This window comes from Nonomuraea lactucae (assembly GCF_003313395.1).
Taxonomy (GTDB): domain Bacteria; phylum Actinomycetota; class Actinomycetes; order Streptosporangiales; family Streptosporangiaceae; genus Nonomuraea; species Nonomuraea lactucae.
In genome coordinates this window covers 1-12,564 of record NZ_QNFZ01000085.1, presented here as the reverse complement: position 1 = coordinate 12,564, position 12,564 = coordinate 1, and the positions used below count along the sequence as shown (strand labels likewise).

Sequence of the window (12,564 nt, the reverse complement as noted above, 5' to 3'; positions counted from 1 at the left end):
GGCCCGCCGTACCGTGCCGTGCCCGTCGGCGAGTGCGGCGACCAGCGCGGCGCCCGCGCCCGCCGGCACGGTCTCGGTGAGGGTGGCGATGGCGGCGCGGCGCACCTTGGAGTCGGGGTCGGAGAGGTACGGGGCGAGCTGGTCGAGCGTGGGCTGCTCCTCCGCCAACTGGTGGAGCTCCAGGATGCGGGGGGAGCGGCCGACGGCGGTCCGGACCGACCGCTCGGCCGTGGCGCGCCGCACGGCGGTGGAGGCGTGCGCCCCCAGCACCACCGGCTCGGCGGCGACCGGCGCGAACTCCTCCACCGGCACCAGGTAGGGCTCCACCGGCCGCTTGACGAACTCCATCGCGCCGTCGGCCCGCCGGCGCAGGTTCAGGTGGAACAGCCAGGAGGCGTCGTCGCGGGCCGGCTGGTCGGCGCGCTCGTGGTAAAGGCCCCAGCGGCTCTCGGTGCGGGTGAGCGACGCGCGGGCCGCCATCTCGGCGCAGTCGCGGATGAAGTCCACCTCGGCGCAGCGCATGAGCTCGTGCGGGGTGCGCGCCCCCATGGCGGCGATCTCGTCGCGCATCCGCTCGAACGACTCCAGGGCGATCTCCAGCTTGGCCCCGGTCTTGGGCGGCGCGACGTAGTCGTTGACGAAGCGGCGCAGCTTGTACTCCACCTGCTGCTGCGGCGGTCCGTCCGGGTTGCGCAGCGGCCGGTAGACCAGCTCGTGCGCGGCGGCGATCTGGTCGCCGGGCAGGGCCGCCGGGGGCGCGTGGTGCCCGGCCGCGTGGGTTCCGGCCAGATCGCCGAAGACGAACGCGCCGATCATGTAGTTGTGCGGCACGCAGGCCAGGTCGCCCACCGCGTAGAGGCCGGTCACCGTCGTGGCGCCGTGCTCGTCCACCCACACTCCCGACGCCGAGTGGCCGCCGCACAGGCCGATCTCGGAGATGTGCATCTCCACGTCGTGCGTGCGGTAGTCGTGGCCGCGGCCGGCGTGGAACGTGCCACGAGTGGGTCGCTCGGTCGAGTGCAGGATGTTCTCCACCGCGCTGATCGTCTCGTCCGGCAGGTGGGTGAGCTTGAGGTAGATCGGCCCGCGGGCGGAGTCGATCTCGGCGGCCACCTCGGCCATCATCTGGCCCGACCAGTAGTCGGAGTCGACGAACCGCTCGCCCCGGTTGTTCACCTGGTAGCCGCCGAACGGGTTGGCCACGTAGGCGCAGGCCGGGCCGTTGTAGTCCTTGATCAGCGGGTTGATCTGAAAGCACTCGATGCCGCTGAGCTCGGCGCCCGCGTGGTAGGCCATGGCGTAGCCGTCGCCGGCGTTGGTGGGGTTCTCGTAGGTTCCGTAGAGGTAGCCGCTGGCGGGCAGCCCGAGCCGGCCGCACGCACCGGTCGCGAGGATCACCGCTCCGGCCGAGACCGTGACGAACCGCCCCGACCTGGTGTCGAACCCGGCGATCCCGGCCGCCCGGCCGTCCACGGTGAGCACGCGCACCGGCATCACCCGGTTCTCGATGCGCACCTTGTCACGGATGTCGCGGCGGCGCAGCACCCGGTAGAGGACCTTCTTGACGTCCTTGCCCTCCGGCATCGGCAGCACGTAGCTGCCCGAGCGGTGCACCTTGCGGACCGCGTACTCGCCGTACTCGTCCTTCTCGAACTTCACGCCGTACCGTTCGAGGCGGCGCACCATCTCGTAGCCCCGGGTGGCCGTCTGGTAGATCGTCTTCTGGTTGACGACGCCGTCGTTGGCCCGGGTGATCTCGGCGACGTAGTCCTCGGGCGTGGCCTTGCCGGGGATGACGGCGTTGTTGACCCCGTCCATGCCCATGGCGAGCGCGCCGCTGTGCCGTACGTGCGCCTTCTCCAGGAGCAGGACCCGCGCGCCGCGCTCGGCGGCGGTGATCGCGGCCATCGTGCCGGCGGTGCCGCCGCCGACGACGAGCACCTCGCACTCCAGGTGGAGCGCGTCCTCGATCGAGGGGATCTCCATCAGACTCTCCTGAGGCGACCGTCGCCTTTAGGCGATGGGGGAATCGGGAGCGGGAGGGCCGTCAAGGCCCGAGCGTGCCCTGACCTGTCCGGTGTGCGCATCAAAGATCTCCGTTCATCGCTCATTAGATGTGCGGCACTGTTGTAATGATCGTGTGGCTCGTCAGGTGCGCACCTCCCCGAGTGCGGCGTACGACCTCGGGTACCACGTCGTGTGGTGCCCGAAGTACCGCCGTCCGGTCTTCGGCGGGCGAGTGAAGACCCGCCTGGAAAAGCTGATCCAGGCCAAGGCCGACGAGCGCGGCTGGGAGATCGTGGCGCTAGAGGTGATGCCCGACCACGTGCACCTATTCGTCAAGCCGCACCCGAAGAACTCGCCGTCGTATGTGGCCAACCAGTTCAAGGGGTTCACTTCCCACCACCTGCGCGCCGAGTTTCCGCACCTGCGCTCCCGGCTGCCCACACTGTGGTCACGGTCCTACTTCGTGGCCACGGTCGGCGCCGTGTCTGCCCAGACGGTGCGGCGCTACATCGAGACGCAGTACGAGAGGGCACCCAAGGCGGGCGGCCATGCGTAGGACGTTCAAGTTCCTGCTGCGCCCCACCACCAAGCAGGCCGTTGCGCTCGCCGCCTGCTTGGAAGAGCACCGGCGGCTCTACAATGCGGCACTTGAGCATCGCCGTACGGCCTACCGCAAAGCGGGCGTGACGGTGCGCTACGGCGATCAGTCGGCAGAGTTGAAGCACATCCGCGCCGACGACCCCGACGGGCAGGCACGCTGGTCGTTCTCCTCCCAGCAGGCCACCCTGCGACGGCTCGACAAGGCGTTCCGCGCGTTCTTCGACCGCGTCAAAGCAGGCCGCTCGCCCGGGTTCCCGCGTTTCAAGGGCCGGTTCGACACCGTCGAGTGGCCCAAAGACGGTGACGGCTGCCGATGGGACTCCCAGCCCCACCATCCGGCCGCTACGTTCGTCCGCCTGCAGGGCGTCGGGCATGTGCGGGTCCACCGGCACCGCCTTGTGCTCGGCACCGTCAAGACGATCAGCGTCAAGTGGGAAGGCTCCCGTTGGTTCGTGGTGTTGTCGTGCGACGACGTGCCCGCCGGAGCATTGCCCACCACGGGCGCTGTCGTCGGCATCGACATGGGCGTCGCTTGGCTGGTGACCACCAGCGACGGCGATCACATCGAAAACCAGCGGCACCTTGCCGCCTCTGCCGACCGGCTCACGGTGGCTCAGCGTGACCTCGCCCACAAAAAGCGTGGGTCGGGGCGCCGCCGCAAGGCTGTCGCCGGCCTCGCCGCGCTGCATGCCAAGGTGAGGCGGCAACGCTTCGACCGAGCGCACAAGGCCGCGCTCGCGCTGGTCCGCGGCTACGACGTGATCGTCTGCGAGGACCTGCGGATCGCCGGCATGACCCGTAGCGCCTCCGGCACTCTCGACGCACCCGGACGCAACGTCGCACAGAAGTCCGGGCTCAACCGGTCGATCCTCGATGCGGGCTGGGGGGTGTTCCTGACGATCCTGTCGCACAAGGCTGAAAGCGCCGGTCGGAAGCTGATCGCGGTGAACCCTGCCGGCACCTCCCGCACCTGTGCCCGCTGCGGGCACTGCGCGAAGGAGAACCGCACCACCCAGGCCGAGTTCTGGTGTACGGCATGCGGGCACGAGGCGCACGCCGACGTGAACGCGGCGATCAACATCTTGAGGGCAGGGCTTGCCCTTCAGGACGCGCAAGCGGCCTGAGAAGCCGGTGCCTTCAGGCATCGGAGGAGTCACCTACAGCTCCTCAAGGATCCGGGCGCGCAGCTCGCTCCGGTCTGCGCCGGGGGTGCGCGGTTCGGGTACGTCGATCAGGGAGCGGACGCCGCGCTGCCCGAGCACCGCGACGCGGTCGGCGAGCAGGAGCGCCTCGTCCACGTCGTGGGTGACGAAGACGACCGTGGCCCGCGTGTCGCGCAGCACGTCCAGCAGGAGGCGCTGCATCTCGGCGCGCGTCTGGGCGTCCAGCGCGCCGAACGGCTCGTCCATCAGCACGGCCCGGGGCGCGGCCACGAGGGAGCGGGCGAGCTGGACGCGCTGCCGCATCCCGCCGGACAGCTCGCGCGGCAGCCGTTCCTCGAACCCGGCCAGGCCCACCCGCGCGATCCACGTGTCCGCCGCCGCGCCGCGCTCGCGCCGCGGGACCTTGCGCAGCCGCAGCGGCAGCTCCACGTTGCGCCTGACCGTCCGCCACGGCAACAGCGCGTCGTCCTGGAAGACCATGGCCCGGTCGCGCGAGGTGGCGGCCACCTCGACGCCGCCGGCGAGGATCTTCCCGCTGAACGGCGAGAGCAGCCCGGCGAGCGCGCGCAGCAGCGTGGACTTGCCGGAGCCGGAGGCGCCGACGACCACGAGCACCTCGCTCGGCACGACCTCCAGGTGGACGTCGCGCAGCACCATGCCGTGGCCGTAGCCAAGGGACAGCCCGTCGAGGGCGAACCCGAGCCCGGCCGGCCCGTCGCGGCGGTCGGCCGCTCCGTCGAGAGCCGCGAGCGCCGTCATGCCCGGCTCCCTTCCGCGCGGGGGAGCCAGCGCGTGGCCCGGCGCCCTAGCAGCTCGATGGAGGCCGAGGTGAGCCAGCCCAGCGCGCCGATGGTGGCCATGCCGACGATCACCGCCGGGTAGTCCACCACCGTGTACGAGCTCCACGTCCGGTAGCCGACCCCGAACTCGCCGGAGATCATCTCGGCCGAGATGACGCAGATCCACGCCACCCCCATGCCGACGGACAGGCCGCCGAACACCCCGGGCAGGATGCCGGGCAGCACGACGTTCCGGAGCACGTGCCGCCGCCCGCCGCCGAGCGTCCTGACCGCGTCCTCCCACAGGGTGGGCAGCGCCCGCACGGCATGCCGGGTGCTCACCATGATGGGGAAGAAGGCGGCGGCGAACGTGATGAACACGATGCCCTGCTCGTCCGCAGGGAACAGCAGGATCGCCACGGGCACCAGCGCGATGGCGGGGATCGGCCGGACGGCTTCGAGCAGCGGAAGCAGCACGTAGCCGGTGCGCCTGGACCGGGCGACGGCGATTCCCACGGTGATGCCTGCGACGGCGGCCAGGCCGAAGCCGGTGAGGATCCGCACGAGGCTCTGCAGCAGGTCGAGGTAGTAGAGGGGAGTCGTGAGCTGGCGCCCGGCCTCCGCGCCGATCTCGCCGAGCGTGGGCAGCCGGTCGAACCTCAGCCAGATGCGCGCGTCCGTGACCGTGAGCAGCTGCCACAGCCCGGCGGCGGCCAGGAGCGAGGCCGCCCTGACCACCCAGCTCCAGCCCACCCAGACCTTGCGCGGCGTCCCGCCGTCTCCGGTGGCCGGTCGCGCGGGCCGGGGCGCGCCGGTGGGTACGGCGAGCGGGGCCCGCCGCACCTCGGCCTCCGCCCCCATCAGGCGTCACCCCCGGTCCCGGCCGCCTTGAGCGCCTCTTCATAGGAGACGGGCTCGGTCTTCGGGTGGTCCTTCCGGTAGGCGTCCGCGCCGTCCTGGGTGGTGAAGGGCAGGAAGCGCTCGTTCTTCGGGGCGCTCGGGTCGTGCAGCCAGATCGACTCGCCGGCGAACCACCGGGTGCCCGTGGTCGTGTCGGGAACGTAGGCGGCACGCACGCCCGCCGTGGCCTTGGCGATCTGCCGCAGCAGGCAGGTGGGGGTCGCCGCGGGCTGAGTCGTGGCCGAGCCGGTGGGCCAGAGCTCGGAGGCGGTCCTGGGATCGGAGACGGCCACCCCGCAGACGGGGTCGGTGCCGGTGATCTTTGCGGCGTTCGTCGTGCCTGCCCGGTCGGTGTCGTACGACGGGCCGTACACCTTGCGCAGGTAGGAGTCGTTGACGAACTTCGACACGTCCACGCCGGCGAACTCGGCGTTGATGCGCTTGAGGTAGGGCACGTCGTGCTCGTGCGCGGCCTGGAGCGGCGGCTTCAGCGTGACGTCGAAGGTGGAGATGCCACCGGGGCCGTTGTAGAGGTAGACGACCTCCGGGGGCAGGCCGGTCACCTTGGCCACCGACTCGGCGGCCCGCAGGGGCTGCTCGTGGAGGTAGCGGGTCGCGTCGATCTGCGCCTGGAGGAACGCCTCGACGACCTCGGGATGCTCCTTGGCGTACGCCTGGCGCAGCACCACGCCGTGGAAGGTGGGCACGTTCAGGGCCGAGCCGTCGTAGACCAGGTGGCCCTTGTCCTGGAAGACCATCAGGCCCGGCCAGGCCACGAACTGCGCGTAGCCCTGGACGCCGCCGGACTCGAGCTGGGCGGCGCCGACGGCGGGCTGGTGGTTGACGATCTGGACGCCGGTGGCCGGGTCGATCCCGTCCTTCTCCAGCGCCTGGACGAGCGTGCCGTGGCCGGCGGAGCCGATGCTCGCCGAGATCTTGGCGCCCTTCAGGTCGGCCAGGGTACGGGCCTTGGAGGCGGGCGGCACGACCACCATGTTGAGGCCGCCGCGCAGGTTGTAGCCGGTGATGGAGACCAGCTCGGTGCGGGCGGCGGCGATGCCCTGGGTGCGGGAGGCGTTGATCAGCAGCGGGTAGTCGCCCATCGAGCCGATGTCGATCTTGCCGGCGACCATCTTCGCGGTGATGGGGGCGCCGGTGTCGTAGTCCTGCCACTCGACCGTGTAGCGGTCGCCGAGCCGCTTCTCCAGATAGCCGAGCGAGCGCAGCAGGGTGCCGGCGGTCACCGTGTTGATCGTCTTCGACTGGTAGCCGATGACGACCTTCGTCTTGCCGTCGCCACCGGCCGCACCGGAGACGGAGCAGCCGGTGGCGGCCACCAGGAGCGCGGCCGCCAGTGCCGTGAGTCCCTTCATCGCGGCGAGTCCCTTCATCGCAGGAGGTAGGGGATGTTGATGGTGACCGCGTCCACGGGGCACCGCGCGGCGCAGGGGCCGCAGTACCAGCACTCGTCCACGTGCATGTACGCCTTGCCGGTCTCGTCGTTGATCGCGAGCGAGTCGAGCGGGCAGGCCTCTACGCACAACGTGCACCCGTCGATGCAGAGCCCCTCGTCGATGGTCACGGGGACCTCGACCCGCTGGTTGGTCAGTGCCATGCCTGCTCCTCGCCTGGGATCTCGGGATCGGTGCCGGTGCCTGGGGCGCGGCGCAGGTGCCCGCGCATGGTCAGGCGGTCGCCCCTGAAGCGGATGAATTCCAGGTCGACCGGCCTGCCGTCGGACAGGTGGGTGAGCCGCTCCACCATGAGCAGAGCGGCGCCGCGTGGCGCGCCGAGGGCGGCGGCGGTGTGGGTGTCGGCGTTGACCGCCTCGACGGTGAGCTCCGCCATGCCGAGCGGCTGCCCGGCGATCCCTTCGAGCAGCACGAAGATGTCGTTGTGCGCCAGGTCCGCGTCGAACAGCGGCTCGCCGACGTCGCGGACGAGATAGGTCAGGTCCAGGGAGAGGGGCAGGCCGTTGAGGCTGCGCAGCCGTTCCAGGTAGACGACCGGCTCGCCGGCGGGGAGGCCGAGCCGGTGGCTGACCGCGGCCGGCGGCTCGATGAGGCTCATCGTCCGGACCTGGTTGGTCACCTGGCCGTGCTCGTGCAGCGTCTCGGCGAGGCCGAGCAGGCGGTGCAGGCCGTGGGGATACTTCTCCGCGGCGACGGTCGTGCCGACGCCGGGGCAGCGCTCGACCAGCCCTTCCTCGCGCAGCAGGTCGAGCGCCTCACGGACGGTGTTGCGCGAGGTGTCGAACTCGCGGGCCAGGGCCGCCTCCAGGGGGAGCTGGCCGTGCGCGAAGTGGCCCTGCACGATCTGCCTTCGCAGCAGGTCGGCGACCTGCCGCGCGCGGTCCGCCCGGCGGCGTCGGGTGTCAGTCGTGGTCACCATGCCTCCCTCCCAGTCCCCGTAACCTATCAATCCGGTAGGGAAAAGGGGATAACGGGCGGATTGCGCCACCAATGGCACCCCCGGCACGGCGCTGAGCTGGGGCTACGCGCCACACACAGCAAGATCTGCCACCGCGCGGCTACGTTCTGCGGCAACCAGAGCCGCTCGCCGCCTGAGAGGGGAAGCTACTGATCAAGGTGGCCGTTGGGTTCCCGGCCACTGTGGTCAGCGAGGCGGCTGAAGCGGGCGAGCCTGACCGCGATCACTTCTTCCACGTGTTTGACCGGAGCACCCAGGAAGTGGTTGAAGATGACGCAGAAGACCAGCGGCTCGCCGTCGGCGCTGTCCACGTACCCCGCCAGGCCGGACACCCCGGTCAGCGCCGCCGTCTTGGCGTGCACCTTGCCCGCCGCCGGGGTGCCGTTCATGCGGTCGCGCAGCGTGCCGCGCGTCATGCGATCGCCCTGGCCGGCGACGGGGAGGGCGTCGTACCAGGTGGCGAACCAGGGCTTGGCGCGGGCGAGGAGCAGGAAGTCCGTCAGCTCGCCCGGCGTCAGCGAGGCGAGCCGCGACATGCCGGAGCCGTCCCTGAAGCATGTCGTACGCAGGCCGTGACGCTCGGCGTACTCGGTGAGCACCCTCAGCCCCGCGGCCCAGGTGCCCTGCCCGCAGACCTCCCGGCCCATCGCCTTGACCAGGATCTCGGCGTGCATGTTGTTGCTCCACTTCAGGAACGGCGTCATCAGCCGCGCCAGCGGCATGGACTCGTGCCTGGCGACGGTCCACGCGCTGGTCGGCGGAGCCGCGCGGCAGGTCTCGCCGTCCACCGCGACGCCGTGCGCGGCCAGGGCGTCGCGCAGCAGCGCGGCCGCGTAACCCGTGACGTCGGGCACGGAGACCCGCCAGCTGACCCGGGTTGCGACGGCGCCGGTGACGACGACCTCGTTCGTGTCGCGCGGGCGGGTGATCCACACGTCGTTCGCGAGGCCGGTCGTGGCGCGGTTGTCGATGGCGACGTGGCCGGTCGGCGGTGTGGTGGTCACCTCGGCCGGAGCGCCGGGCGCCGCCCCTGGGGCGACCGTGACGACGAGCGCGCCGGTGTTGCAGTCGGCGTCGGGCGTCGCGGCCAGGGCGGAGATGGGCGCGGCATAGTGGCGGGGCTCGTCGCCCACCGCCCAGTCGGCGTGCACCCGTACGTCGTCGAACCAGGTGTCGTCGGCGACGAGACGGCCCGTGACCGAGTGGATCCCCGCGGCGGCCACCTCCCCGGCGAGCCGGTCGAGGTCGCCGGGGAGGAGGGCCGGGTCACCGGTCCCCTGGAGGTGGAGGTCGCCGTGGAGCGTGCCGTCGGCCAGCCGCCCGGAGGCGAGCACGCGGGTGGTGAAGCGGTGCCCGGGACCGAGCGTGTCCAGGGCCGCCGCCGAGGTGAGCAGCTTGACGAACGAGGCGGGGGTGAAGACCTGGTCCGGGTCCCGTTCGTACAGCGGCTCTCCGGTCACGGCGCTTTTGACCACGACGCCGATCCTGGCCATGGACAGGCGTGGATCCCCCAGGATCCGATCGAGGTCGCGGGCCAGTTCTCCGGCCGGCGCGGGCGGCGCGGGCGGCGGGGCGGCGGCGGTGGCAGTGGCGGGGAGGAAGGCGCGCAGGCGCGACCGCCACGATCGTGGGGGGTCCACGCTCTGCCGTGTCCAGGATGGTGTGATCGTTCCTCCCCGTGGTCTCGCGGACATCCTGGAGAGGGCGACTCGTCACTCGACAGCTCATTCACTGTCCACTTCCTGGTCTCTGGGTAAACCCTAATTCCCTACCGGTTGTGTTGACTTTAGGCGGGGGCCTGCCTACGTTAGGGGCGTGACGACCGCGGTGCTGACCATCCGAGGTCACGTGGACTTCTGCCGCGTGGCCAGCGCTCTGTGTCCCTCCTTCCGTTAGCCGACCATCTCTCTCTCGGAAGGACGAAACCCATGTCAACCCTCTCGACCCGCCACGTCTCGGCCCGGATAGGCTCCGAGATCTCCGGCGTGCGCCTGGGCGGCGACCTGCCCGCCGACGTCGTCGCGGAGATCCGCTCCACCCTGCTCCAGCGCAAGGTGCTCTTCTTCCGCGCTCAGGACCACCTCGACACGGAGGGCCAGGTGGCCTTCGCCCGGCTGCTCGGCGAGCCGACCACGGCCCACCCGACCGTGCCGGCCCTGAACGGCAACACCCACGTCCTCGACCTCGACTACAAGGGCGGCCAGAAGGTGGACCGCTGGCACACCGACGTCACCTTCGTCGACCGGCCGCCCCTGGCCTCCGTGCTGCGGGCCGTCACCGTGCCCGAGGTCGGCGGCGACACGCTGTGGGCCAACACCGTGACCGCCTACGAGTACCTGTCCGCCGAGCTGCGCGACCTGCTCGACAGGCTGCGGGCCGTGCACACCAACCAGTACGACTACGTCCGCGTGACGGCCTCCGACAACCCGGAGCTGGCGCGCGAGCAGGCCGAGATCTTCGCCTCGACCCTCTTCGAGACCGAGCATCCCGTCGTACGCGTGCACCCCGAGACCGGTGAGCGCTCGATCCTGCTGGGCGACTTCGCCAAGCGGCTGGTCGGCCTGGCGCCACAGGCGTCCGCTGCGGTCATCAAGCTCATCCAGGAGCACGTCACCCAGGTCGAGAACACCGTGCGCTGGCGGTGGGCGCCCGGTGACGTGGCCATCTGGGACAACCGGGCCACCCAGCACCGCGTGGTGCACGACTTCGGAGACCGGCCGCGCCGCCTGCACCGCGTCACCATCGCCGGTGACGTGCCGGTCGGCGTGGACGGCCGCCCCAGCACGGTCCTGACCGGCGACGCCGCGACCTACTCGCCGCTCGCCGCCTGACGCCCCCCTCCCCCCTCACCGCGGCCCCCGTCACGTGATCGTGACCGGGGCCGCAGGCTTCTTCGGGGTGTCAGGTCCTCGTCAGCGGCCTACGGCGTAGGCGCGGGTGATCGTCTGTTCGACCTGGTCACCGGTCGGGGTGGTGGCGGTGGCTCGCAGGGAGACGAACCCGTCGGCCGCCGGATTGGTGATGGTCGTGCTCCAGCCGGTGGCGGTGCGCCGGAGCTTGACCGGTTGCCAGGTGGAGCCGTCGTCGAAGGAGGCCTGGACGGTCAGGGTGTCGGCTCGGGCGCCTTCCACCCGGATGGGCAGCGTGGTGACCGATCCGGTGGCGGCGCGGTTGTGATCATCCAGTCCTTCGGGTGAGTAGCGGACGGCGGGCAGGCTCAGTGCCTGGAGGTCGTCGGTGTGGCCTGACTTGAACGTCCAGGTGGCGTCGACGGTGGTGCTCAGGCCGGCATGGGGCGCGTCCCGGCGTACCGACGTGGCGATCTTGTAGGTTCCGGTCTCGGCGGGCACTGTGGCCACGGTGGGGCACCATTCCGCGAAGCGGCATTTGTCGATGGTTGTGTTGCTGAGGGTGGCGCCGTCCTTGGTGAGCACGGCCGTGCCCTTGGCGGTGGCGTCCCAGCCGGTGCGCCCGGCGGTGCCGCTGCTGAACAGGCCCCGCGCCGAGTAGTAGAGCTGGTCGCCCTTGCGCTGCACGTGCGGGGACGTCGGCCCGGTGACCGCCGCGTTCCAGACCTCGGTGGCGGGCTTCCTGCCGAAGGTGGCATCGGCAGTATATTCCGAGTAGGCATAGTTCGGCTGGTTGCTGAACAGGCGCCCCCAGCCAAAGTCGCGGCCAGGGGTCACGTAGTTGGTCAGAGTGCCGGGCGACGCCACGGCGATATCGGTGCCGCCCAGATCGATGAATCTGGATCCACGCAGGTTCGGGGTACGGTCGAATTGGGCCGGCGCGGGGACGCGTTGCGCCCGGAACTGCGTATTGATCTTCACTAGTCTGGCGGTGCCGGCCCGCAGTCCCGGATCGGCCGGGATGCCGCCCACCCGGTGGTCGACCAGGTCGTACCGGTAGGGGCTGAGGTCGGTGTCCTTCTTCTGCCAGACCGTCCTGGTCATGAACTCCAGGCCGCGCAGGGGGGCGGGGAAGACGAAGTTGCCGGTGTTGGGGTCGCCCGGGGAGCCGATGGTCCACTCATGGGACAGGTCTCCTTTCCTGTACAGCCCCTTCATTTCCAGGTATTCCTGGGGGGCTGCCGTGGGCTCGTCCACCGAGAAGCGGACCTGAGCCGCCTTGCGCGCGTCGAGCACGATCTTCTCGTCCTTCGTGCCGATGTGCACCTTCATGTAGCCGGAGGTCGTCGCACGCTCCTCGCTCAGCCAGGAGCCGAGCATCCAGTCACCGCTCGGCAGGCGCAGCGTGCCGGTGCCCTCGCTGTTCAGCTTGAAGCGCTCGTACCGGTCGCTCTTGAGGTTGTACAAGGAAACGGAGGGATATTCCGGTGGCGCGCCGTCGCGGCCGATGGTGGTCACGGTGAGGTTGTGGGACTCGGGTTCTATGAAGGCGCCGGCGAGGGTGCGGATGACGGAGTCACCGATCTTGGCGGTCACCACGCCCGGGTGGTTGCCGGTGGCCAGGCCGCTCTTGAGGGTGAGGGTGACGGCGGCGTCGCCGTGCGCGGGAATCTCCAGCCGGTCGCTGGACAGGGTGTAGGGGCTGTCGGAGGTCAGGGTGAGGGTGACCGGCTGGTCGCCGGTGTTGGTGTAGGAGAGCTGTTTGGTGACCGGGTCGCCGCCGGCGGGCCAGCCGACCATGGCCGAGATGTTGGCCGAGTCGGCGACCACGTTCTG

The 12,564-nt window shown here is 70.8% G+C and carries 10 protein-coding genes and 1 pseudogene; 3 read left to right on the top strand and 8 right to left on the bottom strand.

Annotation, left to right across the window (positions count from 1 at the left end; translation table 11 throughout):
• Nucleotides 1-1,986, bottom strand: a 1,986-nt coding sequence (locus DQW85_RS06755) for a fumarate reductase/succinate dehydrogenase flavoprotein subunit (protein WP_113699528.1), incomplete at its 3' end; no start/stop codon positions are given.
• A 154-nt stretch (nt 1,987-2,140) separates the two neighbouring features.
• Between DQW85_RS06755 and tnpA the strand changes: the two genes are divergently transcribed.
• Together tnpA and DQW85_RS06745 are read left to right on the top strand one after the other, a co-directional pair.
• Complete coding sequence (gene tnpA / locus DQW85_RS06750) at nt 2,141-2,563, top strand: IS200/IS605 family transposase (RefSeq protein WP_113699527.1); 423 nt, start codon at nt 2,141-2,143, stop codon at nt 2,561-2,563.
• A complete protein-coding gene (locus DQW85_RS06745) occupies nt 2,556-3,731 on the top strand; it encodes an RNA-guided endonuclease InsQ/TnpB family protein (protein WP_113699526.1) in 1,176 nt (391 codons plus the stop codon). Before tnpA ends, DQW85_RS06745 begins: the two co-directional genes overlap by 8 nt.
• A gap of 33 nt (nt 3,732-3,764) precedes the next feature.
• Here DQW85_RS06745 and DQW85_RS06740 read toward each other — a convergent pair whose 3' ends face one another.
• The 6 genes from DQW85_RS06740 to dacB form a co-directional block, all read right to left on the bottom strand.
• On the bottom strand, nt 3,765-4,529 hold the full coding sequence (locus DQW85_RS06740; protein ID WP_113699525.1) for an ABC transporter ATP-binding protein: 765 nt from the start codon (nt 4,527-4,529) through the stop codon (nt 3,765-3,767).
• Nucleotides 4,526-5,410: an ABC transporter permease gene (locus tag DQW85_RS06735; protein WP_113699524.1), complete on the bottom strand. Its 885-nt coding sequence runs from the start codon at nt 5,408-5,410 to the stop codon at nt 4,526-4,528. Before DQW85_RS06735 ends, DQW85_RS06740 begins: the two co-directional genes overlap by 4 nt.
• Nucleotides 5,410-6,822 carry an ABC transporter substrate-binding protein gene (locus DQW85_RS06730; RefSeq protein WP_113699523.1) on the bottom strand — a complete coding sequence of 471 codons (1,413 nt, stop codon included), beginning with the start codon at nt 6,820-6,822 and terminating at the stop codon, nt 5,410-5,412. Before DQW85_RS06730 ends, DQW85_RS06735 begins: the two co-directional genes overlap by 1 nt.
• A gap of 14 nt (nt 6,823-6,836) precedes the next feature.
• Entirely contained in the window at nt 6,837-7,064 is a 228-nt protein-coding gene (locus DQW85_RS06725) for a 4Fe-4S dicluster domain-containing protein (protein WP_109526215.1), read from the bottom strand.
• Complete coding sequence (locus tag DQW85_RS06720; protein WP_113699522.1) at nt 7,055-7,840, bottom strand: GntR family transcriptional regulator; 786 nt, start codon at nt 7,838-7,840, stop codon at nt 7,055-7,057. Before DQW85_RS06720 ends, DQW85_RS06725 begins: the two co-directional genes overlap by 10 nt.
• Nucleotides 7,841-8,025: 185 nt before the next feature.
• Nucleotides 8,026-9,519 (bottom strand): D-alanyl-D-alanine carboxypeptidase/D-alanyl-D-alanine endopeptidase, encoded by a 1,494-nt coding sequence (gene dacB / locus DQW85_RS06715; protein ID WP_113699521.1) that lies wholly within the window; start codon nt 9,517-9,519, stop codon nt 8,026-8,028.
• A gap of 288 nt (nt 9,520-9,807) precedes the next feature.
• Here dacB and DQW85_RS06710 point away from each other — a divergent pair, with 288 nt between their 5' ends.
• A complete protein-coding gene (locus DQW85_RS06710; protein WP_113699520.1) occupies nt 9,808-10,710 on the top strand; it encodes a TauD/TfdA dioxygenase family protein in 903 nt (300 codons plus the stop codon).
• An 81-nt stretch (nt 10,711-10,791) separates the two neighbouring features.
• On the opposite strand, the pseudogene DQW85_RS06705 reads toward DQW85_RS06710, so the two are convergent.
• A pseudogene (locus DQW85_RS06705) lies at nt 10,792-12,564 on the bottom strand (hypothetical protein); the annotation flags it as partial.

Bases quoted from the DNA above. Each gene is read 5' to 3' on its own strand.
- DQW85_RS06745 (WP_113699526.1), top strand. From the start codon at position 2,556: ATGCGTAGGACGTTCAAGTTCCTGCTGCGCCCCACCACCAAGCAGGCC.
- DQW85_RS06740 (WP_113699525.1), bottom strand. From the start codon at position 4,529: ATGACGGCGCTCGCGGCTCTCGACGGAGCGGCCGACCGCCGCGACGGG.
- DQW85_RS06735 (WP_113699524.1), bottom strand. From the start codon at position 5,410: ATGGGGGCGGAGGCCGAGGTGCGGCGGGCCCCGCTCGCCGTACCCACC.
- DQW85_RS06730 (WP_113699523.1), bottom strand. From the start codon at position 6,822: ATGAAGGGACTCACGGCACTGGCGGCCGCGCTCCTGGTGGCCGCCACC.
- DQW85_RS06725 (WP_109526215.1), bottom strand. From the start codon at position 7,064: ATGGCACTGACCAACCAGCGGGTCGAGGTCCCCGTGACCATCGACGAG.
- DQW85_RS06720 (WP_113699522.1), bottom strand. From the start codon at position 7,840: ATGGTGACCACGACTGACACCCGACGCCGCCGGGCGGACCGCGCGCGG.
- DQW85_RS06710 (WP_113699520.1), top strand. From the start codon at position 9,808: ATGTCAACCCTCTCGACCCGCCACGTCTCGGCCCGGATAGGCTCCGAG.